This is a genomic window from Actinomadura alba (assembly GCF_014323705.1).
Classification (GTDB): Bacteria; Actinomycetota; Actinomycetes; order Streptosporangiales; family Streptosporangiaceae; genus Actinomadura_C; species Actinomadura_C alba.
Genome location: NZ_JABVEC010000012.1, coordinates 163,582 through 183,160 on the forward strand (window position 1 = coordinate 163,582; position 19,579 = coordinate 183,160).

Here is a 19,579-nt window from a genome sequence, read left to right on the forward strand (position 1 = left end):
CGCTCCAATGTGTCGTGATTCCAGGCCGGGGCCTGGTCAGAGGGGGATCCATTCGGCGGAGGTGGTGAACTCGTCCAGGCGCTCCGGGAGGGGGTCCACCCCGATGCCCGGTCCCACGGGCACGTCGAGGTGGCCGTCGTCCAGCTCGAATGGCTCGGTGATGTCGGCGGCGTAGTAGCGGCGGGACGCCGACGTGTCGCCGGGCAGGGTGAAGCCGGGCAGTGCGGCCAGTGCGACGTTGGGGGCGCGGCCGAGGCCGGTCTCCAGCATCCCGCCGCACCACACCGGGACGCCGTGCGCCTGGCACAGGTCGTGGATGCGGCGGGCCTCCAGGTACCCGCCGACGCGGCCGGGTTTGATGTTGATGATCGCGGCGGCGCCCAGCGAGATCGCGGCGGCGGCGTGCGCGGCGGACTCGATCGATTCGTCCAGGCAGACCGGAGTCTTGATCATCTGGGCGAGCCTGGCGTGCTGGACAAGGTCGTCGTCGGCCAGCGGCTGCTCGATCAGCAGCAGGTCGAAGTCGTCCAGCCGCGCGAGCCGCCGGGCGTCGGCGAGGGTGTACGCGGCGTTGGCGTCGACCTGGAGGAGCAGGTCGTCGCCGAACCGCTCGCGGACGGCGCGGACGGGCGCCACGTCCCACTCCGGTTCGATCTTCAGCTTGATCCGGACGTAGCCCTCGGCGATGTACCCCGCGACGGCGTCCAGCAGCTCGGGAATCGAGTCCATGATCCCGACCGAGACCCCGCAGGGCACCCGGTCGCGGGCCACGCCGAGGGACCGCCCGAACGACTCGCCGACCGCGCGCAGCTGCGCGTCGAGGATGGCGGTGCCCAGCGCGGCCTTGGCCATCCGGTGGCCTTTGAACGGTTCGAGCGCGCGCTCGGCCGCGTGGGCGTCCACGTTCGCGGGCAGCGCCGGGATCAGGAATCGCCGCAGCACGTCCGCCGTGCCGTCCACGTACTCGGAGGAGTACAGCGGCCCGGACATCGCGACGCACTCGCCCCACCCCTCCGCCTCGGGCGTCACCACGCGGACCAGCAGCACGTCGCGCGCGGTCTCGGTGCCGAAGGACGTGCGGAACGGCGCCACCAGCGGCATCGCGATCCGCCGCAGCTCGATTCCGGTGATCTTCATGAGGACCCCTTGGCGTGGTTGAATCCGCGTTCGATCGGCTCGCGTTCGACGACGTAGCAGGACCTGCGGTGGAATCCGGTGACCCGCGCGCCCTCGTCCAGCAGACCGCCCAGCACGTCCCGGAGCGCGACCCGCCAGGCGCGGGCGGCCTCCGGATCCCGCCGGCGCAGCCCCTCGATGTCCTGCGGCACCGCGACCAGGAGCGCCGGCGCGTTGGTCGTGCCGGGCACCGGCCGGCCGTCGTGGTCGCTCAGCGCGGCCACCGCCCCCGCGGGGACCCCGGCCTGAACGGCCCGTCCCGCCGCGGCGGCGACGACCCGCGGGTCCGCCAGCGGCCAGGCCGCCAGCACCCGGTCGGTCTCGTCCCCGCTGTTGATCGAGTCGTCCATGGCCCCGTAGAACGAGGCCAGGTACTCCACGGGACGGGCGCCCAGCTTGACCAAGTTGAAGTGCGCGTTACGGCTGACCAGCGGATCGTAGGTCCAGGTGATGCGGCTCAGCCCGCGGTCCAGCGCCCACCGGCGCTGGTGCAGCTTCAGCGCCATGCCGATCCCGCGGCCGGCCCTGGCGCCGGTCATGTGGGAGTGCAGCGAAACCCCGGGCGGGGCGGCCAGGAAGGCTATCGACATCCCGACCAAGCGGCCGTCCTGGTAGGCCCCGGCCACGTAGTTCCCCGCGTGCGACAGGGCGCGCAGCAGCTCGACCTGGACCGGTTCCGCGCCGGGATCGGGGTGCCAGATGGCGTCGATCAGCCGGTAGACCTCGTAGAGGTCCTCCAGCTCGTAGAGCTCGCGCACCTCGATCACCGCGCCACCGCCGGGTGGCCGGACGAGAAGGACCCGCAGACCACGAGCTCTTCCAGGTCGGCCGTCATCGCGGCGCGGAGCTGAGGCTCAATGAACACGGACCGGCCTTCCGAGGAGTCGATACCAGGACACTAAGCGAGGTCAGAGCCCCGGAGTTCGTCCCATGCGACAAGAGGAGCCGGAGATTCGTCGCCCGATCCCAAGAGGCGGCCGTCAGGAGATGTTCGGGGAGGTGCGCCGGCGCAGCATGGCCCGTGCCGGGAGGAGGATCGCGGCGGCGCCGGAACCGGCCACGCCGAGGAGTAGCGCTGCGCAGCTCACGAGGGAGATCTCGGGCAACGGGAGCCCGGTGACCGCCGTGGCGAAGGCCATGAGCGTCACCGCGACGATGAGGGACCCGGCCGCGACTCCGGTGCCGAGGACGATGGCGGCCTCGAGCCGCAGCATTCGCAGCACCTGCCGGCGCGTCGCGCCGACCAGGCGCAACAGGGCGAACTCACGCCGGCGTGCCGCGGTCGCCAGCGCCAGCGTCGTGACCAGGCCGATGACGATGAACCCGGTGATCGCCACGACGACCACATGACTGATGAACTCCTGAAGCCGGAGCTCCTGCGAAAGCCTGGCGCCGAACGCGGTGCGATCGATCACGTGGGCCCCGGCGTACGCGGCGGCGACCGGCCGGAGGCCGGCGTTCCCACGGATGAGGACGTGGTCGTCCAGGCTCGTGGAGGAGTGAGCGCCGACCAGGGCGTGGGGAAGAATCACGTCGCCGAAGCCGAGGCCCCGCTCGTACACCGCCACCACGCGGGCCCTGACGCGGGTTCCGTCGCCGAGCCAGAGCGGGGTCACAGAGCCGACGTGGAGCCCGCCGGCGACGTCCCGGCTGAGCGCGATGGTCTCGCCGCGCAGATCGCCGAGCCGGCCGGAGGTCGGCTTCGGGTCCATCGTCGCCTCGGCGTCTTCGCCGACGCCCAGGGCGGACAGGGACCTGAGGTTCTTCTCGCCCAGTTCCTTGACCGCCATGACAACGGTGGTGCGCTTGACCGGTGTGGCGGCCGTGACGCCGGGCACGCGGCGCGCGGCCTCAGCGGCGCCCTGCGGTAGCCCTGGCCCGGCCGACACCAGCACCTGGTCGGCGCGGTTGCCGGCGGAGGCCTGCTCGGCCGTCGCGTGGACGACCGTGGACTGTGCGAACAGCTGAGTACCGGCGAAGGCGATGGCCAGCGCGACAGGCGTGATGACGGACCCCGCGCGCAGGGCGGCGGCTCCGCCGGCGTGCTGGGCCAGCCGCCCGGCCACCGGCGACACCAGGCGGGCCGCGCGGCCCAGAACCCGGTTGCCGAAGCGTGCCACCAGCGGCCCCAGCAGGGCGGTGGCGATGATCAGGCAGATGACCAGACCGCCGATCGAGGCGGTCGCGGTGGGCCCGGTGGTGGCAGTGGACGCCCCGAGCGCGCTCAGGCTGATGACGAGGAACACCACGCCGGTGACGACGCGCCGGCGGGGCAGGTCGGCGGGCTCGACGGCGGCCTCGCCCAGTGCCTCGAGGGGACGGATCCGCGAGGCTCGCAGGGACGCCAGCAGCGCGGTCACGGTCGCGGCGAGCAGCGTGACGGAGAATGCGGCCAGCGCGGGCGCGAGACTGAGGGACAGCCCGAAGCCCTTCGGCAGGACGCCCTTGTGGAGCATCGCCGCGTGCATGCCGGCGCCGAGCGCGAGCGATAGGACGCCGCCGAGGAGGGCGGCGGGCACCCCGACCGTCAGCGTCTCGCGCATCAGCTGTCGGCGTACCTGCCAGGGCGTCGCTCCGATCGCGCGGAGCAGCGCGAACTCGCGTGCGCGCTCTCGTACCGACAGGGCGATCAGCCCGCCGACGATCACCAGCGCGGTCATCACGGCGACGCCGGCGAGCGACGCGCCCAGTTCCAGGATGTCCGGCCGGGCGACGGCCACGGCGAGGTCCTCGGCGTCGCCGCGCGCCGGTCCGGTGGCCACGGTGAGCCCGGGCGCGGCCTTGCGGAGGGAGTCGGGGGTCACCTTGGCGTCCGCGAGCACCGCGAGGGCGTCCGCCTGGCCGGGATGGCCGTACAGCGCTGCCGCCGTTCCCGTGGTGAAGAACGCCGTGTCGTGCCCGGACGAGACCAGCCCGGTGACCCGGTACGGCTGTGGTCTCCCGTTGATCTGCAACCGGACCAACCCGCCCGGCGGGACACCGGCCGCTCGGCTCAGGACGACTTCGACCGCTGACCGTGGAGCCCGCCCGGCGCTCAGCCTGTAGGGGCCAAGGGCCGCCGAGTCCCAGCCGTGGCCGGTCATCGTCTGCCCCGAGGACGCCAGGACGGGGAATGACACGTCCGCGACCACGCCCCGTACGCCGGGGACGGCTCGCAGCCGTTCGGCCATGGCGACCGGCACCCGGGCGCGCTCGGCCAGCGGCCGGCTCTGCTCCTCCGGCTCGTCACCGAGCCGCTTCATCCGGTCCTTGACGCTCTGGTGCCCCGTCACGACCGCGGTGGCCGCACCGAACCGCTCGACCGGCGCATGTGCCCGCCAGGCCGACTCCAGCAGCACCCCGAACGCCCCGACCAGCGCGGCGGCGAACAGCAGCGCCGCGAATACCCCGGTGAACGCACCCTTGTTCTTCACAGCGATTCCCAGCGGTTCATCACGGCCGTAGGGGACGGGCCGACCATCTCGTCGACGATCCGGCCCTGGCTGAGGAAGAGGACCGAGTCGGCCCAGGCGGCCGCCATCGGGTCATGGGTCACGAGGACGAGCGTCTGCCCGGTGATGTCGACCGCCTCGCGCAGGAGCCGCAGTACCTCGCGGGCCGTGCGAGGGTCGAGCGCCCCCGTCGGCTCGTCCGCGAAGACCACGTCGGGGCGGGTCACCAGGGCGCGAGCCAGGGCGGCGCGCTGCTGCTGGCCGCCCGACAGCTCGGACGGACGGTGCCGCAGCCGGTCGGACAGCCCGACGCGGCGCACCACCTCGTTCAGCCAGGAGGGGTCGGCCTCGATGCCACCGAGTTCGAGCGGGAGCGTGATGTTCTGCTCAACGTCCATGGACGGGATCAGGTTGAATGCCTGGAAGACGAACCCGATCCGCTCGCGGCGCAGCCGCGTCCGCTTGGCTTCGCCCAGACGGCCGAGGTCCACGCCGCCGATCCGGACGGTGCCCTCGCTGGGCCGGTCGAGGCCGGACGCGCAGTGCAGGAACGTGCTCTTGCCCGAGCCGGACGGCCCCATGACCGCGGTGAACCCGCCGCGCGGGAACGTCCACGTGACGCCGTCCAGGGCCCGGACGGCGCCGTAGGCCTTGGTGACCGACTCCAGGCTCACCGCCTGCGCGGTGGCCTCGGCCGTCATCGTCGTCATGATCCTCCTCTGTGGGAAAGCGCCTCTCACCTGGTCGAACTTAGGCTTCGGAGGAGGCCGGTCACATTGGTGCGCGCTCCCGAATCGATGGTGTAGTGCGCTACACCATCGATCTGGGTGCACGCCTCGGTCCGCGGGACCCCGGCGTCACTTACGGTGAGTCGCGAGGTGACATGAACAAGGCCCTGAGACGCAGTGCGGACGCGACGAGCCATCTCCTCGCGGGCCTGCGCACTTCCGTGCCCGCGATGCTCGGGCTCGTGCCGCTGGCGGGCGTCCTGGTGCTGCTGGTCATCGCCCTTCCGTGGCTGCCGGCGGCCGTGAAACCGCTGCGGGCGCTCGCGAACGCCGAACGGCGCCGGGCCGGACGGCTGCTGGGCCGCGAGATCCCCGTGCCGTACCGGCCGCTGCCGGGCGACGGCCTCGAGCGGGGCGGGATGCTGGTGAGGTCCCCGGTCGTGTGGCGGGACGTCGCCTGGATGGTGGCGCACGGGCTCACCGGCCTGCTTGCCGCCGTGCTCGCGGTGTCGCTGTGGCCGGCGATCCCGTACACGCTCTCGCTGCCGCTGTGGTGGTGGGCGGTGCCCGAGGGCTCGCAGTCGGCCTTCGTCACCCTGGACAGCTGGCCGAAGGCGCTGACGCTGCCGTTCGTCCAGGGGGCTCTCTACGTCTTCATACTGCTGTGGCTGGTGCCGCGGTTCGCGCGCTGGCAGGCCCGGCTGGCGGAGGCGCTTCTGCGGCCCACGAGCCGCACCAGCCTCGTCGAGCGGGTCGAGCAGCTCGCCGAGACCCGCGCCGAGGCGCTGGAGGCGCACGGCGCCGAGCTGCGGCGCATCGAGCGAGACCTGCACGACGGCACACAGGCGCAGCTCGTCGCCGTCGCGCTGCGCCTGGGGCTCGCCGACCGCCGCTTCGACACCGACCCGGAGGCGGCCCGCGCCCTCTTCCTGGACGCCAGGAACGGTGTGGAGGAGGTCCTCACCCAGCTGCGGACGGTGATCCGGGGGATCTACCCGCCGATCCTGTCCGACCGGGGCCTGGCCGGGGCCCTTCGCGCGCTCGCCGCCGGGCAGCCGATCCCGATCGAGACCGACTTCGACGAGGGACGGGCGCCCGCGGCCGTCGAGGCGGCCGCCTACTTCGTCGTCGCCGAGGCCCTCACCAACATCGCCAAGCACAGCGGCGCCACCCACGCGTCCGTCACCGTCCGCCGCCAAGGCCCGCACTTGAGGATCATCGTGCGAGATGATGGCGAGGGCGGGGCCGACCCGGGCCGTGGCAGCGGCCTGGCGGGCATCCGCCGCCGGGTGGCGGCGCTCGACGGGACCACCCGCATCGACAGTCCCGACGGGGAAGGGACGACGCTCGAGGTGGACCTGCCGTGCGGATCGTGATCGCCGAGGACAACGTCCTGTTGCGCGAAGGCCTCGTGTTGCTGCTGACCTCCGACGGCCACGATGTCGTCGCCGTCGTCGGCAGCGGCCCTGATGTGCTTCCGGCCCTGCTGGAGCACCGTCCCGATGCCGCCGTCCTGGACGTCCGGCTCCCGCCGGGGTTCCGCGACGAGGGGTTGCGCGCCGCGATCCTGGCCCGCGAGGCGCTGCCCGGGCTGCCCGTCCTGGTCCTGTCGCAGTACGTCGAGGAGACCTATGCCGCCGAGTTGCTCGCCGGGGGCGCCCAGGGCGTCGGCTACCTGCTCAAGGACCGGGTGAGCCGGGTCGAGGAGTTCCTGGACGCCCTCCGGCGCGTCGGCGCGGGCGGCACCGCCCTCGATCCGGAGGTCGTCTCCCAGCTGATGACCGCCCGGCACGACCCACTCCAGGCGCTGACCCCCCGCGAGCGCGAGGTACTCGGACTGATGGCCCAGGGTCTCGACAACACCACCATCGCGACCACCCTCGTCATCGCCGAGCGTTCCGTCAGCAAGCACATCGGCGCCGTGTTCGCCAAGCTCGGTCTGCCGCCCACCGACAGCGGCCACCGCCGCGTCCTTGCCGTCCTGGCCTACCTCAACTCATGAGTGATCCCGCCCCGCGCCGGCGGACCGGGCCGGGTCAGCGCCGTCGAGGAGCGTGGCGATGGCGTCGGCTCCGCCTTGGTCCAACCAGGCGGGGAAGTCCAGCAGGTCGGGGTGGCGGTGGCGCAGGGCCGGGATGTCGGCTCGCCACAGTCCATTTTGGGCGGTGAAGGCACGCGAGGCGTCCTCGTTCAGGTTCAGCTCCTCGCCCGCGACCTGCTGGTAAGTGATCTGGCGCCCGAGGTGCCGGCTGATCAGGCGCACGGTGGCGTCGGGGGTCAGCTCGTCGCCTGCCAGCTCCAAGGCCCGGCCAAGGTATGCGGCAGGGTCGGCGAAGGCGAGGGCGGCGAAAGCGCCGATGTCGGTCACGGCGATCAGCTGCACGGGGACGTCAGGGGCGAAGAGGTGGCGCAGGACTCCGTCGGCGGAGATGCCGCCCAGCCCCAGCCCGGGGATGGCGTGGTTCTCCATGAAGCGCACCGGTCGCAGAACGGTGGCCGGCAGCCCGAGGGCGGCGATGTGCTGCTCGATGGCCCATTTGCTCTCCCAGTAGGAGATGCCGGTGCCCCGCTCGGCGCCGCCGACGGAGGCGAAGACCAGGTGGGCGACGCCGACCGCTGCTGCGGCGTCTGCCAGGTGCCGGCCGCGCCGGATCTCGCGATCGCCGTCCAGGTCGTCGGGGGTGACAGCGAAGACGCCGTGGGCGTCGGCCATGGCCGCCTTGAGGCTGCCGGGATCGTCCAGATCACCCCGGAGCGGCTCGGCGCCCGCCGCGGCCAGCTCGCGGACGGCCGCGGCGGCGGGGTCCCGGACCAGGACGCGGACCGGCCAGCCGTCGGCCAGCAGGCGTACGGCGGCGGCTCCGCCCTGCCGGCCGGTGGCGCCGGTGACAAGGATGGGCTTGCCGGCGCTGATCGCGGCGGTTGTGGATGAGAGCGAACGCTTCAGGGGCGTGGTCATGTGGTGGGATCTCCCGACGGTAAGATGAGACTGTCTCGAGAAATATATCGAGACAGTCTCGAGTTTTCCAGTGAGGGTTCTGCTCATGGACATCGGCACACCCGCGCCCCGGCGCCGCATGCGCGCGGACGCACGCCGCAACTACGAACGGCTACTGGCCGAGGCGGCGGCAGCGTTCGCCGAGCACGGCGCGGACTTCTCACTGGAGGAGATCGCGCGCCGGGCCAGGGTGGCCAATGGCACGCTCTACGGCCACTTCCCCACCCGACGGGCGCTGCTGGAGGCGCTGCTGGGTGATCGGATGCGGGCCCTGGCCGCGACCGGCGAGGAACTGCTCCCCCACCCCTCACCCTTCGATGGCCTGGCCGCCTGGGCGCGGGCGGCGATGGCGCACACGACGATCTACCGAGGGCTGGGCGCCGCGTTGATGCAGGCTGTCGAGGACGAGACCTCGGAGCTGCACACGGCGTGCAAGGCGGTGCTCGCCGCCGGGGAGGGACTGGTGGCGCGGGCGCGGGCGGCCGGTGAAGTGCGGCCGGACGTCACCGCCCCGGACCTGTACGCGCTGGTCAATGCGGCGGCGTGGGCGGGCGAGCAGAGCTCCATACCCCAGGGCGAGCGACTGCTGACCTTCGGACTGGACGGTTTCCGGACATCGGCCACCACGCGCGGATGAGCAAGCAGTCCGGCGCCTGGTTGACTTCACCAACGTCTACTCGACGCTCGCTCAAGGACCGCCACCCGGGCCTCTGGGAGACCGGATGACGAGAAAGGTCAAGTGGTGACCGACTCCTCCTGGCTGGGGCCCCCGATCAACGTCCAGCCCCTGTTCCCCAAGCAGCAGACGGCCTTCATCGAGCTTCTCGGCAGCCTCGAACCCGATGAATGGATACGTCCCACGGCCTGCCCGGGATGGAACGTCAAGGATGTCGCCGCACACGTCCTGGGCGACCATATTGGACGCTTGTCCATGCACAGAGACCGTTTCCACGTGCTGCGCCCAAGCGACGGCGAGGCGTTCCCTGCCTTTCTCGACCGTATCAACGATGACTGGGTGACCGCCGCCTCCAGGCTCAGCCCGGCCGTGCTCACCGACTTGCTGTCCTTCATCGGCGATCAGGTCGTCTTGTTCTGGCAGAACGTCGACATGGACGCCATTGACGGATCGGTGAGCTGGGCCGGTCCCGAACCACATCCGGCCTGGCTGGACGCGTCCCGGGACTTCACCGAGTACTGGACCCATCACCAGCAGATCTGCGAGGCCACCGATCGGACCGGCCTGACCGACCCCGAATACTTTGGGCCGGTCATTGACACCTTCATGCGGGCGCTTCCCCACACCCTGCGCGAAGTGCAGGCCCCGGAACGAACCACACTCCAGGTGAGTGTGACCGGACCCGGCGAAGGAACCTGGGCCTGCATCCGCGGCCCGAAACGCTGGGTGCTTCAACGGGACTCAAGCCCCCGACCCGATGCCTATCTCGAGCTCGAAACCGACACCGCCTGGCGTTTGTGCACTCGCGGCATCCACCCCCACCAGGCCGCAGAACGCGTCCGCATCGACGGCGACCACCGGCTCGCAACGGCCGCCCTCAATATCGTGTCGATCATCTGGACGCCACCAGACTCGGACCCATTCGGAGAGTCTCGCCGGCCATAGGGTCTGTTGGGGAGCTACGGCCGATGATTGCCCCCGCGGTTCAGACAGGTCAGTTGCCTGGTAGGGCGAGCTGCTCTTGGGCAGCCGCCGTACCGTTTCCAGAGGTTCCGGCGGCGGGCGGCGGCTCGGGTCGCCCTGGAAGGAGTACGGTGCCGGCCAGGATGACCAGGATCGCCGCGGTCACGAACCAGAACACGCCGTGGAAGCCCCGCATCGCGTCGGCGTCGCCGGCGGTCTGGACGATGAGCGCGACGACGGCGATGCCGATCGAGGCGCCGAGCTGATTGAGCATGTAAAGCACCGAACTGCCCTGTGGCACCAGTGGTGCGGGCAGCGTCCGGTACATCGATCCCATTGTCGGCGCGCCGACGAGGCCCAGCCCCAGGCCGGTCGCGAGTGCGGCCAGCGTCGGCCATACCTCGTCGGTCTGTGCTCCGATCCGGGTGAAGGCGAGTGCGGCGATCGCCGCCATGAACGCGCCCGCCCGCACGACGCTGCGAGCTCCGAACCGTTCGGATAGGCGCCCCGCCAGTGGCGCGGCGATGGCGGCGCTGACCCCGAACGGAGCTACCAGGAGCCCTGCTGCGAGAGCCCCATGTCCATGCGCCTGCTGGTAGTACAGCGGAACCACGAAGAGTATCGAGTACATCGCAAGGCCGGTGAGTGCCATGACGGTCACGCTCGCGGCGAAGCTCGGGCGTGTGAACAGCCTCAAGTCGATCAACGGCGGCGTGCGACGGACCCGAAGCGCGCGGGCCGCATAGCCGATCATTAGCACGATGCCGGCGGCCAGCGGAGCGAGGACCGGCAAGACCGTGAACGCGGCACGGTCGCCCGCCTGCGACAGGGCCAGAACCAGGCTCGCGAATCCGGGAGTGATCAGCGCCACGCCGATGATGTCGAGCCGGGTCGCCGGCCGTTCCTCGCGCGGTGGGTCGCCCCGCATCACCCGCAGGGCACCGAGGAACGCCACCAGGCCGATGGGCAGGTTGATGAGGAACATCCACCGCCAGCCCAGCGTCTGCAGAACGATCCCTCCCACGACCGGCCCGAGCACGGGGCCGAAGGACAGGACCCCGGCCATCAGGCCCATCACCCGACCCGCACGGCGGGGACCGGCGGCGCGGGCGAGCAGCGTCAACACGAGCGGATCGATCGTGCCCGCACCGATGCCCTGGATCACGCGGAAGACGATCAGACTGCCCACGTTCCAGGCCAGCCCCGATGCGAGCGATCCGCCCAGGAACAGGGCAAGGCCGAACAGCCACAGCCTCCTGCCACCGAACCGGTCGACGGCCCAGGTGGTGATCGGGATGGTGATGGTGAGGGCGAGCAGATAGCCCGTGGAGACCCAGCTGATCGCGCTCAGCGAGGTATCGAACTTCTCGGCGAGGATGTCAGCCCCGACGGCGACCATTGTGCCGTCCAGGATCCCCATGATCCCGCCCAGCAGGATCACCCCGATCAGCCGCCGCAGCGCCGGATCTATCCGGTCACCTTGCATTTTTGTCATGAGTTGCCTCCGGTTCGACCGCCAAGAACTAGACGCGCCGGTCCAACTTAAGAGACTCATCAGTCTTAGGCAAGTCGACCATTATGTTGGACTGGCCAGTTCAGTTGTGCGCCTTAGGCCAGTATGATGCGGCCTATGAGCGGAGCAGGAACCTCAGCCGGGCAGCGCCTCGCCGGCGCACGCGGGCGCATCGACAAGCGGCGGGCGATCCTGGACGCCGCGTTCACCGTCTTCGCCCGCGAGGGATACGCCCAGGCCGGGGTCGATGTGATCGCCGCTGAAGCCGGCGTGGCCAAGGCCACCGTGTACAACCACTTCGGCGACAAGGAGACCCTCCTCCGCCAGACGTTCGCCGCCCTCGCCGACAGCGCGCTGACCCAGAACCTGGCAGCGGTCGAGCGGCTCGCCGATCACGGCGGCGAGCTACGCGCGATGCTGGAGGACGTCGGCTTCCACCTGCTCCAGTGCTACTGCGACGACAGGTCCTGGGCGATGCGTCGACTGCTGTCGGCGGAGATCAACCAGTTTCCCGACCTGCTCGACATCGTCCAGGGGCAGGTGGCGGACCGAGTCACCGAAGCCCTGGCCGACCGGCTGGCGCGCCTCGCGCTCGCCGGCCGCCTGCGCACAACCGACCCGCTACTGGCCGCCGAGCAGTTCTCCGCCCTGCTCTCCGGCCCGGTGGACAAGCGATCCCGTCTCGGCACCCGGCACGTCCCCGACACCGAGCTGCGGACCGTAGCGAGTGCTGCGGTCCATACCTTCCTAAAAGCCTTCGCCGCAGAGCCCGCCGAGGCCACATAGGCGTCACCAGGCGGTGTGCGCCACAAGCGGGCCGGCGATGACGCCGGCCGACCCAGCGAGATTCCCGTAACGATCGGCGAGAATCCAACGGACCAACCGCTGACCTGCGTTGATTCAGGTCAGCGGTAGGTCCGGTATGTGAGAGGTGCCCGCTTCAGACCACGGCCTTTACGGGTACCTCGGTCGTGACGGAGCGTTCGGCCGGACGGCCGGCGCGCCGTACCGGGATGGTGAGGATGATCGCCGCGGCGAGAAGCGCGGCTCCGCCGCCGAGGAGCAGGCCCGTGCGGAAGCCGTTCTCGGACGGGAGTGCGTATCCGCCCATCTGGATGGTCATCTGGGCCAGGACGAGGCCGACCACGGCCGCCGACACCGCGGTGCCGATGGAGCGCATCAAGGTGTTGAAGCTGTTGGCCGAGGCGGTCTCCGACACCGGTACCGCGCCCATGATGAGGGCGGGCATCGCCCCGTAGGCCAGGCCGACACCGATGCTGCAGATGCAGCCGACGATCATTAGTCCCCACACCGAGCCCATCAGGGCCAGAGAGGAGGCGTAGCCGAGGGCGATGACCAGGGTGCCGATGAGCAGGGTGGCCTTCGGGCCGCGGGCCGCGGTCAACTTTCCGCCGACCGGTGCCAGCAGCATCATCATCAGGCCGCCCGGGGCCATCACCAGTCCTGCGGTGAGCATCGAGGTGCCCAGGCCGTAGCCCGTGGCCTTGGGAAGCTGCAGCAGCTGCGGGACGATCAGCGCCTGGGCGTACATGGCGAAGCCGACCACGATCGAGGCCGCGTTGGTCAGCAGCACCTGCGGCCGCGCGGTGACCCGCAGATCGACCAGCGGGTCGCTGGTCCGCAGCTCCCACCAGCCCCACACCAGCAGGATCACCAGCGAGGCTGCGAACAGACCGAGGACCGCGCCGCTCGCCCACCCCCAGTCGGCGCCCTTGGAGATACCGAGCAGCAGGCACAACAGCCCGACACCCAGGCCGAGCGCGCCGAGCGGGTCGAAACGGCCCTGGGCCCCGGCGGGAGTGGCCGGCACCACCAGCCAGGTCGCCACGGCGACCAGCAGGCACAGCACGGCCACGGCCCAGAACAGCACGCGCCAGCTCGCCTGCTCGGTAACCGCCGCCGAGATCGGCAGGCCCAGCGCCCCGCCGATGCCCATGGACGCGCTGATCAGCGCGATCGCCGAGCCCAGCCGCTCGGGAGGCAGCAGATCCCGCAGCGCGCTGATGGCCAGCGGAACGATGCCCGCGCCGATGCCCTGCAGCGCCCGTCCAATGATCATCGGGAGCAGGGAGCCCGCCAGGGCGCAGACCACGGAACCGACGATCAGCGGCACCAGAAGGATCAGCATCATGCGTTTCTTGCCGTAAAGGTCGCCGAGCCGCCCGGTCACCGGCGTGGCTATCGCGGCCGCCAGCAGCGTGGAGGTGATGACCCAGCTCGCATTGGAAGCGCTGGTGTTCAGGATCCGCGGCAGCTCACCGATCAACGGCACCACCAACGTCTGCATGACCGAGGCGATGATGCCGGCCAGCGCCAGCACGCCGACGATCTTGCCGGACTTGGCAACGGATATGGAGCCGCCCATGCGACCCTCCCGGTTCCTTGACAGAGGTAATGATGTGCATCGTGCACATGCACCATACACGTAATATGTACTATGCACAGAATGTGTACAATGCATGTCAGGTCTGTTACCAAGGAGCGGCACACGGGAGGACTGGCATGGACAAGCCCACTCACTTGATCGAATACGAGACCATGCTGCTCGGGCGGCACAACCTGACCAGCCGCTCCCGGCGTGAGGGCCGTCTCCTCGACCGCAGCGCCTACATCCTGCTCAGCCGCATCGGGATGGAGGGTCCGATGTCCATCCGGCAGCTCAGCGATGCCTTCGGTCTGGACGCCTCCACACTCAACCGGCAGACGGCCGCCATGCTCCGCGACGGACTGGTCGAACGCATCCCCGACCCCAACGGTGGCATCGCCCGCAAGTTCCGCATCACCGACGAAGGCGAGCGCCGCCTCGACCGGGAGCGCGAGGTGATCGTCAGCGGCCTGGAGAAGATCCTCGACCAATGGACGCCCGAAGAGGTCACCTCCTTCGCCGCCTACCTCCAACGGTTCAACACCGACATAGAACGCCTCGCCGGACGGCCCTGGCCCCGCCCGTAACGGGCGGTCGCAGCCGAGGAACATCTAAGGGCGTTCTACTTACTTCGACGCCTGCGGACTCACACCGACGAACGCCGGTCTCATCCGGCTTTGAACGCCGGCAGGCGCTTCACCGGCCACCCCGACGTACCGAACCGTCCCCGTGCCGCCCGATCTCAGGTGGGCTCTGGAGCGATCAGGTGGATGCCGTCAGAGGTCACATCGGCGAAGGCGTACCCGGTGGCCCAGAGTTCCACCAACGGTCCGAACGGGTTGGGGAGGTCGGCCATGCTGTGGCCGATCACGCCCGGCCGGTCCGACAGGTCCACGATCCCAACGTTGTTGAACGAGCCTGGGACGATCAGAGATCGCTCGGCGGCGAGCCGCCAGCAGTGGTCGAGCTTCGCGTGCCACATGGCCCGGTTGATGAATGTCTGTCGGTAGCCCGGGTCGGTAAATGCGCCCGCGTGGGTGCCGTGCTTCAGGTTCCAGTGGCCGAAGAACAACCGGCGAATGATCTCCGTACGGGGATGCGGCAACGTCGCCCGCATGGGCTCGGTCAGTGGACCTCCGACCCGCCAGATGATCCGATCCGATGCCGGGACGTCCCACAGCGCCAGGTGCCGGACGCAGGTGCGAGCCAGCCTCTCGGCGCGCAACAGCCCGTCGGGATCGCGGGTGAGCGCGGCGGCCGCCTCGGGCCCGGGGGGCTGATCCACGATCGGGGTGTCCGCGGCCAGGACGCCGAGTGTTCCGCAGTCGCCGCAGGTCCAGCCCTCTTCCCACTCGTCGGGACTGCCCGTGTACGTGCCGACGGTGCCGCTCCCCCGGCATCGTGGACAGGGCGTCAGGACGGTCGCGCGGAACCCCCGGCGTGGATCGGTGGGTAGTGCGGCCGACCCGGCCGTGATGCGGCTGGGGCGCAGCACGCTGCCTTCCAGCCATTCGAAATCAACCGGATCAGCCATGATCGCCTGATCGTAGGGCACCGGCTCAAGCGAGCCATGCAACACGCCCTTTCCCACTTCCGTGAGGCAGGGCCCCTGCCCGGTCGGGACGGCGGGATATGAGATGGCCGGCCGTCGCCAAGTCCGCCGGGGCACCCGTTATTTCGCGTCGAGATCCAGCAGCTCTGCCGTAATGTCCGCGAGGCGAGCCGCTGACTTCGGTGAGAAGAGACCGCTTCGAACGCTCAACTCGTCGTACATGTTGAACGCGCTGAGCGGCTCTTGGGGCGGATCGTCAAGAAGCCGGAGGATCGGCGGTACGACTGCGGTCGCGGGTTTCGCCATTGCCTTCTGCTGTTCGATGAATGCCGCCGTCGGCGGGTCGAACTCACCGACGAAGCCCGTCGATGTCGTCCCCGGGTGGAACAGCACATATTTGACGCGGCCCTTGCCATGGCGCTTGGCGAAGGTGACCCCGAGCAGATCGTTGAGTCGCCCGCTCATGAACATCGCCCGCACGCCGTCGTATTGCCGGGCACTCTGCAGATCGTCCCAGTCGATCGGTGTGTCGTGGCCCGGGCCGGCCACATTGACGACGACCGCGCCATCCGCTTTTTCGAAGGCGCCGAGCAGCCCGTAGCTGAACAGGACGCGACTCAGATAGAAGAGCGCGAAGTTGTCCTCGAAGCCATCGGAGGTCACCGACCGGTACGTTCGGAAGTAGCGCGCGCACATGACGAGGCCGTCGATTTCCGGGTAGGCCTCGAGTAGATCGCTGACGGTACGCCGGGTGTTCGACACCAGGCTGAGGTCCGCCGGATAGAAAGCCGCACTTCCCGGCGCATCGTCCGCCTCCCGAATGAGACGGTCGGCCTTCCCCTGGTTCGTTCCGATCACTACGGCGTGATCTCCCCGTGAGAACAGCGCGCGAGCGACGGCCGCCCCGATTCCATCGGTGCCGCCCGTGATCACGAATGTCTTCGTCAAGTCAGTGTCCCTAGTCCGCGGTTTGGGGTGCGTTCATGGTCTGCAGAAGGTGTGCATACCCAGTAAGGTAATTCGAACCCAGACACTAGCTTAGTTGAACCAGCCGGTTCAAACAGGCTCAGCGTTCACAAGGCCGGACCACACGTGCCGCACACCACCGCCCTCCCTACCCTCATCGAGTCGTGGCGTGTCGGGGTCATGGCGGCAGACGCGGGCCCGACACGCCACGAGTCAACGAGGGGACGGGACGGCCGTCGGCCGGCCGTCATCACCTGCGGCAGGCTGATCGCTCACGTACGAGCGACGGCCGTCGGCCCTTTCTGTACACCAGTGATGAGAAGCATGCCCTTGCTCTTGGGGCCGGCAGGGGCCCAGCCGAAGACACCGGCCTCATCAAGATCCCGTTGCGGACCGGCGGTCACGGTGTTCCGAGCGTGTGCGCGAAATGCGCCTGGGCGTCCGCCGTACGGCCGTTTCCGTAGACACGGAGCACTGCGGCGAGGTCGGGAAAGCCGGCGTCGAGGAGCGACGCCGCAGCCTCGATCTCGGCGGCGGAGGCGACGGCCCGCAGCAGTGACTGCAGTGCGCGTGCCGGCTCCTCCGCGGCCGTCCGGACCGGTGGCGTGGTCATGCGCATGCCGGACGACGTCGTCGCCGACTCCGCATGGATCCGACTCAGCCGCTCGCCGATCGCGTCGCGGGTCAGCGTGCCGAAGTCCGGATCGCGGGCGAGTTCCTCGACCGCCAGCAACCGGTTGAGCACCACCGGGTTGCTGATCTTGGCGCGGCGGCCGGACATGAGCTGAGAGAGCATCGGCGGCGAGAGGCCTACTACCTGGGCGAGGTTCGCCTGCGAGATGCCGAGCCGTTCGAGCAGCCACCGGAACCGATCGCCGAGCGGCTCGCCGTACCACTCGGCCTGCAGCCTGCGGTTGCGGTCGACGTTACCTTCTGCGGTGCCCACCGACTCTCCCTTGACTGTTAACAACTGCAAACGATAGCTTCACATCCGCATACGAAAGAAGGCTTCCTCGGAGGGAAGTATGCATACTACTGCGCGAATCAGCCCGTTCACAGATGCGACGGGCGAGCGGCGGCCGCGAACGGCGAGGTGCGTCCGCAGGCTCGCCGCGCTGATCGGCGCGGTGCTCGCCGGGCTCACCCTGGTGCCGGCTCACCCCCTCGCCGCCACGGCACAAGCGGGATCCGCGGCGTGGTCCAAGGACCTGGCCCCGATCATGTTGGTCCTCGACGCCTCCGGCTCGATGGCGGCGCCCGCTCGCGGCGGCACAAAGATGGACGCCGCCAAGCGGGCCGTGCGCTCCGTGGTGGAGACGCTGCCCGCGGACAGCCGGCTGGGTCTGACGGTGTACGGCACGGGCACGGGGCCATCGGCCGGAGAGAAAGCCGCCGGCTGCAAGGACATCAAGGTCGTACACCCGGTCGGTTCCCTCGACAAGGCCGGCATGATCAGTGCGGCGAACGGCGTCGAGCCTCGTGGCCACACGCCGATCGGGCAGTCCCTGCGGACCGCCGCCGACGCGCTCCCCAAGGAGGGCCCCCGCTCGATCGTGCTGGTCTCCGACGGAGAGGACACCTGTGCACCGCCCACGCCGTGCGAGGTGGCCAAGGATCTCGCCGAGCAGGGCATCGATCTGCGGATCCACACGGTCGGCTACCAGGTCGACGCCAAGGCCAGGAACCAGTTGACCTGCATCGCCCAGAGCACCGGCGGCACGTACACCGACGTTCCGGACGCCTCCTCGCTCGGGCAGTCGCTGGGCCGGGTCACCGCTTCGGCGCTGCGCAACTATGAGCCGGCCGGCATACAGGTCAAGGGAACGAACACACCGCAGGGCGCGCCGGTCCTCAAACCCGGCGGCTACCAGGACACCCTGGGCGACGCCAAGCGTTACTACTCGGTCGACATACCGGCCGGCAACACCGCGTACTTCGCCGCCACCGTGCCCTTCGTTCGGGGCGGATCGGTGCAGGTCAAGGGGCTCAACATCGCGCTGCTCGGAGTGAACGGCACCGACTGCAACGTCTCCGAGAACGCGATCACGACAAGAGGACGGGACGGCCGCCCCCTGAGCGTGGAGTTCACCTGGGACGGCCTGGTGTCCGAGAGCCGCACGCCCTTCCCGGACTGCAAGAGGCCTGGTCGCTACACCTTCTCGGTGTACTTCACCGGGGCCTCCGACGCACCGGCGGCCGGCGACGACGGCGGCGGCGAACGACTGCCCGTCGAACTGCAGGTCGGCCTCGAACCACCGGTCGCAGGCGACAAGGGTTCGGCGCCCGCCGGCCAGCCCGTCGCCTTCCAGAACCCGGGCGGGCCCGACCGGCCGGTCACGGGCGGCGCGTCGTTCGGCACCGCCACCGCCCTGCCCGGGTCCGGCCACTACACCGAGCAGATCCACTATGGCGAGTTCCTCTTCTACAAGGTGCGGCTCGACTGGGGCCAGGCCCTGACCTACCGGGTGCGTTACCCCGACGATCCGAACACCAGGGCGGCGGTGAACATCGAGACCGAGATGTACGCACCGTCCCGCAAGCGGCTCACCTGGGAGACCACGTTCTACTCAGGACGGGCGAAAATGCTGGACGCCCCGTTCCTCGGCGTCAAGACCGGCGGGTTCTCGACCCTTCCGATCCGTTATCGCAACCGCGAGCTCAAGGAGTCGAAGTTCACACCGCACAGTGTGGCGGGGTGGTACTACTTCGCCGTCAAGCTCGGCCGTAAGAGCAGCGAGAACGCGTCACCGAACGCAATCCCGGTCACCATGGACGTCTCCGTCGTCGGCACGCCGGAGAAGGGCCCGCAATACGCCGGCGCCGCCGCTGGGACGGACGCCTTCGGAGCCCCGCCGCCCCGACCGCCGGCCGCCACGCCTCTGTCCGGCCGGAAGGTCTCCGCCGAGTCAGGACCGGCCTGGTGGATCATCGGAGCGGCCGCCGCCGGTGCCGTCGTCATCAGCGCGGTGATCGGGACGGTGCTCGTCGGACGGCGCCGTCGCCATGCGGCGCCCCACCCGCACCATCCCGGCGCACCGCCCTTCGGCCCGGGTTCCGGTGCACCGCCCTTCGGTCCGGGTTCCGGCGCGCCACCCCACGGCCCGGGTTCCGGCGTGCCGCCCGGCCCTCCCCGTTGAGAGCGAACGGGTAAGGCTGTGTCCGGCTTCCGCCGGGCGCAGCCTTACCACTC

At 70.1% G+C, this 19,579-nt stretch carries 17 protein-coding genes; 7 read left to right on the forward strand and 10 right to left on the reverse strand.

Annotated elements, in window-relative coordinates:
* Window positions 1–36: 36 nt before the first annotated feature.
* From menC to HKK74_RS17950, 4 genes are all read right to left on the reverse strand, one after another.
* Window positions 37–1,137 (reverse strand): o-succinylbenzoate synthase, encoded by a 1,101-nt coding sequence (menC, locus tag HKK74_RS17935; protein ID WP_187244366.1) that lies wholly within the window; start codon window positions 1,135–1,137, stop codon window positions 37–39.
* Complete coding sequence (locus HKK74_RS17940) at window positions 1,134–1,943, reverse strand: GNAT family N-acetyltransferase (protein WP_312881584.1); 810 nt, start codon at window positions 1,941–1,943, stop codon at window positions 1,134–1,136. Before HKK74_RS17940 ends, menC begins: the two co-directional genes overlap by 4 nt.
* A 213-nt stretch (window positions 1,944–2,156) precedes the next feature.
* Window positions 2,157–4,589, reverse strand: coding sequence for an FtsX-like permease family protein (locus tag HKK74_RS40030; protein WP_187244367.1), 2,433 nt, complete (start codon window positions 4,587–4,589; stop codon window positions 2,157–2,159).
* On the reverse strand, window positions 4,586–5,317 hold the full coding sequence (locus HKK74_RS17950) for an ABC transporter ATP-binding protein (RefSeq protein WP_222722402.1): 732 nt from the start codon (window positions 5,315–5,317) through the stop codon (window positions 4,586–4,588). Before HKK74_RS17950 ends, HKK74_RS40030 begins: the two co-directional genes overlap by 4 nt.
* Window positions 5,318–5,490: 173 nt before the next feature.
* Here HKK74_RS17950 and HKK74_RS17955 point away from each other — a divergent pair, with 173 nt between their 5' ends.
* Both HKK74_RS17955 and HKK74_RS17960 read left to right on the forward strand, forming a co-directional pair.
* Complete coding sequence (locus HKK74_RS17955; RefSeq protein ID WP_187244368.1) at window positions 5,491–6,711, forward strand: sensor histidine kinase; 1,221 nt, start codon at window positions 5,491–5,493, stop codon at window positions 6,709–6,711.
* Window positions 6,699–7,337: a LuxR C-terminal-related transcriptional regulator gene (locus HKK74_RS17960; protein ID WP_187244369.1), complete on the forward strand. Its 639-nt coding sequence runs from the start codon at window positions 6,699–6,701 to the stop codon at window positions 7,335–7,337. The genes HKK74_RS17955 and HKK74_RS17960 overlap by 13 nt, the downstream gene beginning before the upstream one ends.
* Here the strand turns inward: HKK74_RS17960 and HKK74_RS17965 are convergent.
* Complete coding sequence (locus HKK74_RS17965) at window positions 7,332–8,294, reverse strand: NmrA family NAD(P)-binding protein (RefSeq protein WP_187244370.1); 963 nt, start codon at window positions 8,292–8,294, stop codon at window positions 7,332–7,334. The genes HKK74_RS17960 and HKK74_RS17965 overlap by 6 nt on opposite strands.
* A 70-nt stretch (window positions 8,295–8,364) precedes the next feature.
* On the opposite strand from HKK74_RS17965, the gene HKK74_RS17970 reads away from it, so the two are divergent.
* Both HKK74_RS17970 and HKK74_RS17975 read left to right on the forward strand, forming a co-directional pair.
* On the forward strand, window positions 8,365–8,970 hold the full coding sequence (locus tag HKK74_RS17970) for a TetR/AcrR family transcriptional regulator (RefSeq protein ID WP_312881585.1): 606 nt from the start codon (window positions 8,365–8,367) through the stop codon (window positions 8,968–8,970).
* A gap of 105 nt (window positions 8,971–9,075) precedes the next feature.
* The gene (locus tag HKK74_RS17975) at window positions 9,076–9,954 is read left to right on the forward strand and encodes a maleylpyruvate isomerase family mycothiol-dependent enzyme (RefSeq protein ID WP_312881586.1); all 879 of its coding nucleotides are present in this window, start codon (window positions 9,076–9,078) and stop codon (window positions 9,952–9,954) included.
* A gap of 49 nt (window positions 9,955–10,003) precedes the next feature.
* Here the strand turns inward: HKK74_RS17975 and HKK74_RS17980 are convergent, their stop codons facing one another.
* The gene (locus HKK74_RS17980; RefSeq protein WP_187244372.1) at window positions 10,004–11,467 is read right to left on the reverse strand and encodes a DHA2 family efflux MFS transporter permease subunit; all 1,464 of its coding nucleotides are present in this window, start codon (window positions 11,465–11,467) and stop codon (window positions 10,004–10,006) included.
* 135 nt (window positions 11,468–11,602) lie between these two features.
* Here HKK74_RS17980 and HKK74_RS17985 point away from each other — a divergent pair, with 135 nt between their 5' ends.
* Window positions 11,603–12,271: a TetR/AcrR family transcriptional regulator gene (locus HKK74_RS17985; protein ID WP_222722403.1), complete on the forward strand. Its 669-nt coding sequence runs from the start codon at window positions 11,603–11,605 to the stop codon at window positions 12,269–12,271.
* 154 nt (window positions 12,272–12,425) lie between these two features.
* Here the strand turns inward: HKK74_RS17985 and HKK74_RS17990 are convergent, their stop codons facing one another.
* The gene (locus tag HKK74_RS17990; protein WP_187244374.1) at window positions 12,426–13,871 is read right to left on the reverse strand and encodes an MFS transporter; all 1,446 of its coding nucleotides are present in this window, start codon (window positions 13,869–13,871) and stop codon (window positions 12,426–12,428) included.
* Window positions 13,872–14,008: 137 nt separating this feature from the next.
* On the opposite strand from HKK74_RS17990, the gene HKK74_RS17995 reads away from it, so the two are divergent.
* Window positions 14,009–14,458, forward strand: coding sequence for a MarR family winged helix-turn-helix transcriptional regulator (locus tag HKK74_RS17995; RefSeq protein ID WP_187244375.1), 450 nt, complete (start codon window positions 14,009–14,011; stop codon window positions 14,456–14,458).
* Between the two features lie 155 nt (window positions 14,459–14,613).
* On the opposite strand, the gene HKK74_RS18000 is transcribed toward HKK74_RS17995, so the two are convergent.
* The 3 genes from HKK74_RS18000 to HKK74_RS18010 form a co-directional block, all read right to left on the reverse strand.
* Window positions 14,614–15,405 (reverse strand): hypothetical protein, encoded by a 792-nt coding sequence (locus HKK74_RS18000; RefSeq protein WP_187244376.1) that lies wholly within the window; start codon window positions 15,403–15,405, stop codon window positions 14,614–14,616.
* 138 nt (window positions 15,406–15,543) lie between these two features.
* The gene (locus tag HKK74_RS18005; protein ID WP_187244377.1) at window positions 15,544–16,371 is read right to left on the reverse strand and encodes an SDR family NAD(P)-dependent oxidoreductase; all 828 of its coding nucleotides are present in this window, start codon (window positions 16,369–16,371) and stop codon (window positions 15,544–15,546) included.
* 418 nt (window positions 16,372–16,789) lie between these two features.
* On the reverse strand, window positions 16,790–17,335 hold the full coding sequence (locus tag HKK74_RS18010) for a helix-turn-helix domain-containing protein (RefSeq protein WP_187244378.1): 546 nt from the start codon (window positions 17,333–17,335) through the stop codon (window positions 16,790–16,792).
* A gap of 79 nt (window positions 17,336–17,414) precedes the next feature.
* Here HKK74_RS18010 and HKK74_RS18015 point away from each other — a divergent pair, with 79 nt between their 5' ends.
* Window positions 17,415–19,526, forward strand: a complete 2,112-nt coding sequence (locus HKK74_RS18015; protein ID WP_187244379.1) for a vWA domain-containing protein — start codon at window positions 17,415–17,417, stop codon at window positions 19,524–19,526.
* The last annotated feature ends 53 nt before the right edge of the window (window positions 19,527–19,579 follow it).

What these genes read in the sequence shown, in the direction of transcription:
- menC (WP_187244366.1), bottom strand. Translation starts at nt 1,137, where the DNA reads ATGAAGATCACCGGAATCGAGCTGCGGCGGATCGCGATGCCGCTGGTG.
- HKK74_RS17950 (WP_222722402.1), bottom strand. Translation starts at nt 5,317, where the DNA reads ATGACGACGATGACGGCCGAGGCCACCGCGCAGGCGGTGAGCCTGGAG.
- HKK74_RS17955 (WP_187244368.1), top strand. Translation starts at nt 5,491, where the DNA reads ATGAACAAGGCCCTGAGACGCAGTGCGGACGCGACGAGCCATCTCCTC.
- HKK74_RS17965 (WP_187244370.1), bottom strand. Translation starts at nt 8,294, where the DNA reads ATGACCACGCCCCTGAAGCGTTCGCTCTCATCCACAACCGCCGCGATC.
- HKK74_RS17980 (WP_187244372.1), bottom strand. Translation starts at nt 11,467, where the DNA reads ATGACAAAAATGCAAGGTGACCGGATAGATCCGGCGCTGCGGCGGCTG.
- HKK74_RS17985 (WP_222722403.1), top strand. Translation starts at nt 11,603, where the DNA reads ATGAGCGGAGCAGGAACCTCAGCCGGGCAGCGCCTCGCCGGCGCACGC.
- HKK74_RS17990 (WP_187244374.1), bottom strand. Translation starts at nt 13,871, where the DNA reads ATGGGCGGCTCCATATCCGTTGCCAAGTCCGGCAAGATCGTCGGCGTG.
- HKK74_RS17995 (WP_187244375.1), top strand. Translation starts at nt 14,009, where the DNA reads ATGGACAAGCCCACTCACTTGATCGAATACGAGACCATGCTGCTCGGG.
- HKK74_RS18000 (WP_187244376.1), bottom strand. Translation starts at nt 15,405, where the DNA reads ATGGCTGATCCGGTTGATTTCGAATGGCTGGAAGGCAGCGTGCTGCGC.
- HKK74_RS18015 (WP_187244379.1), top strand. Translation starts at nt 17,415, where the DNA reads ATGCATACTACTGCGCGAATCAGCCCGTTCACAGATGCGACGGGCGAG.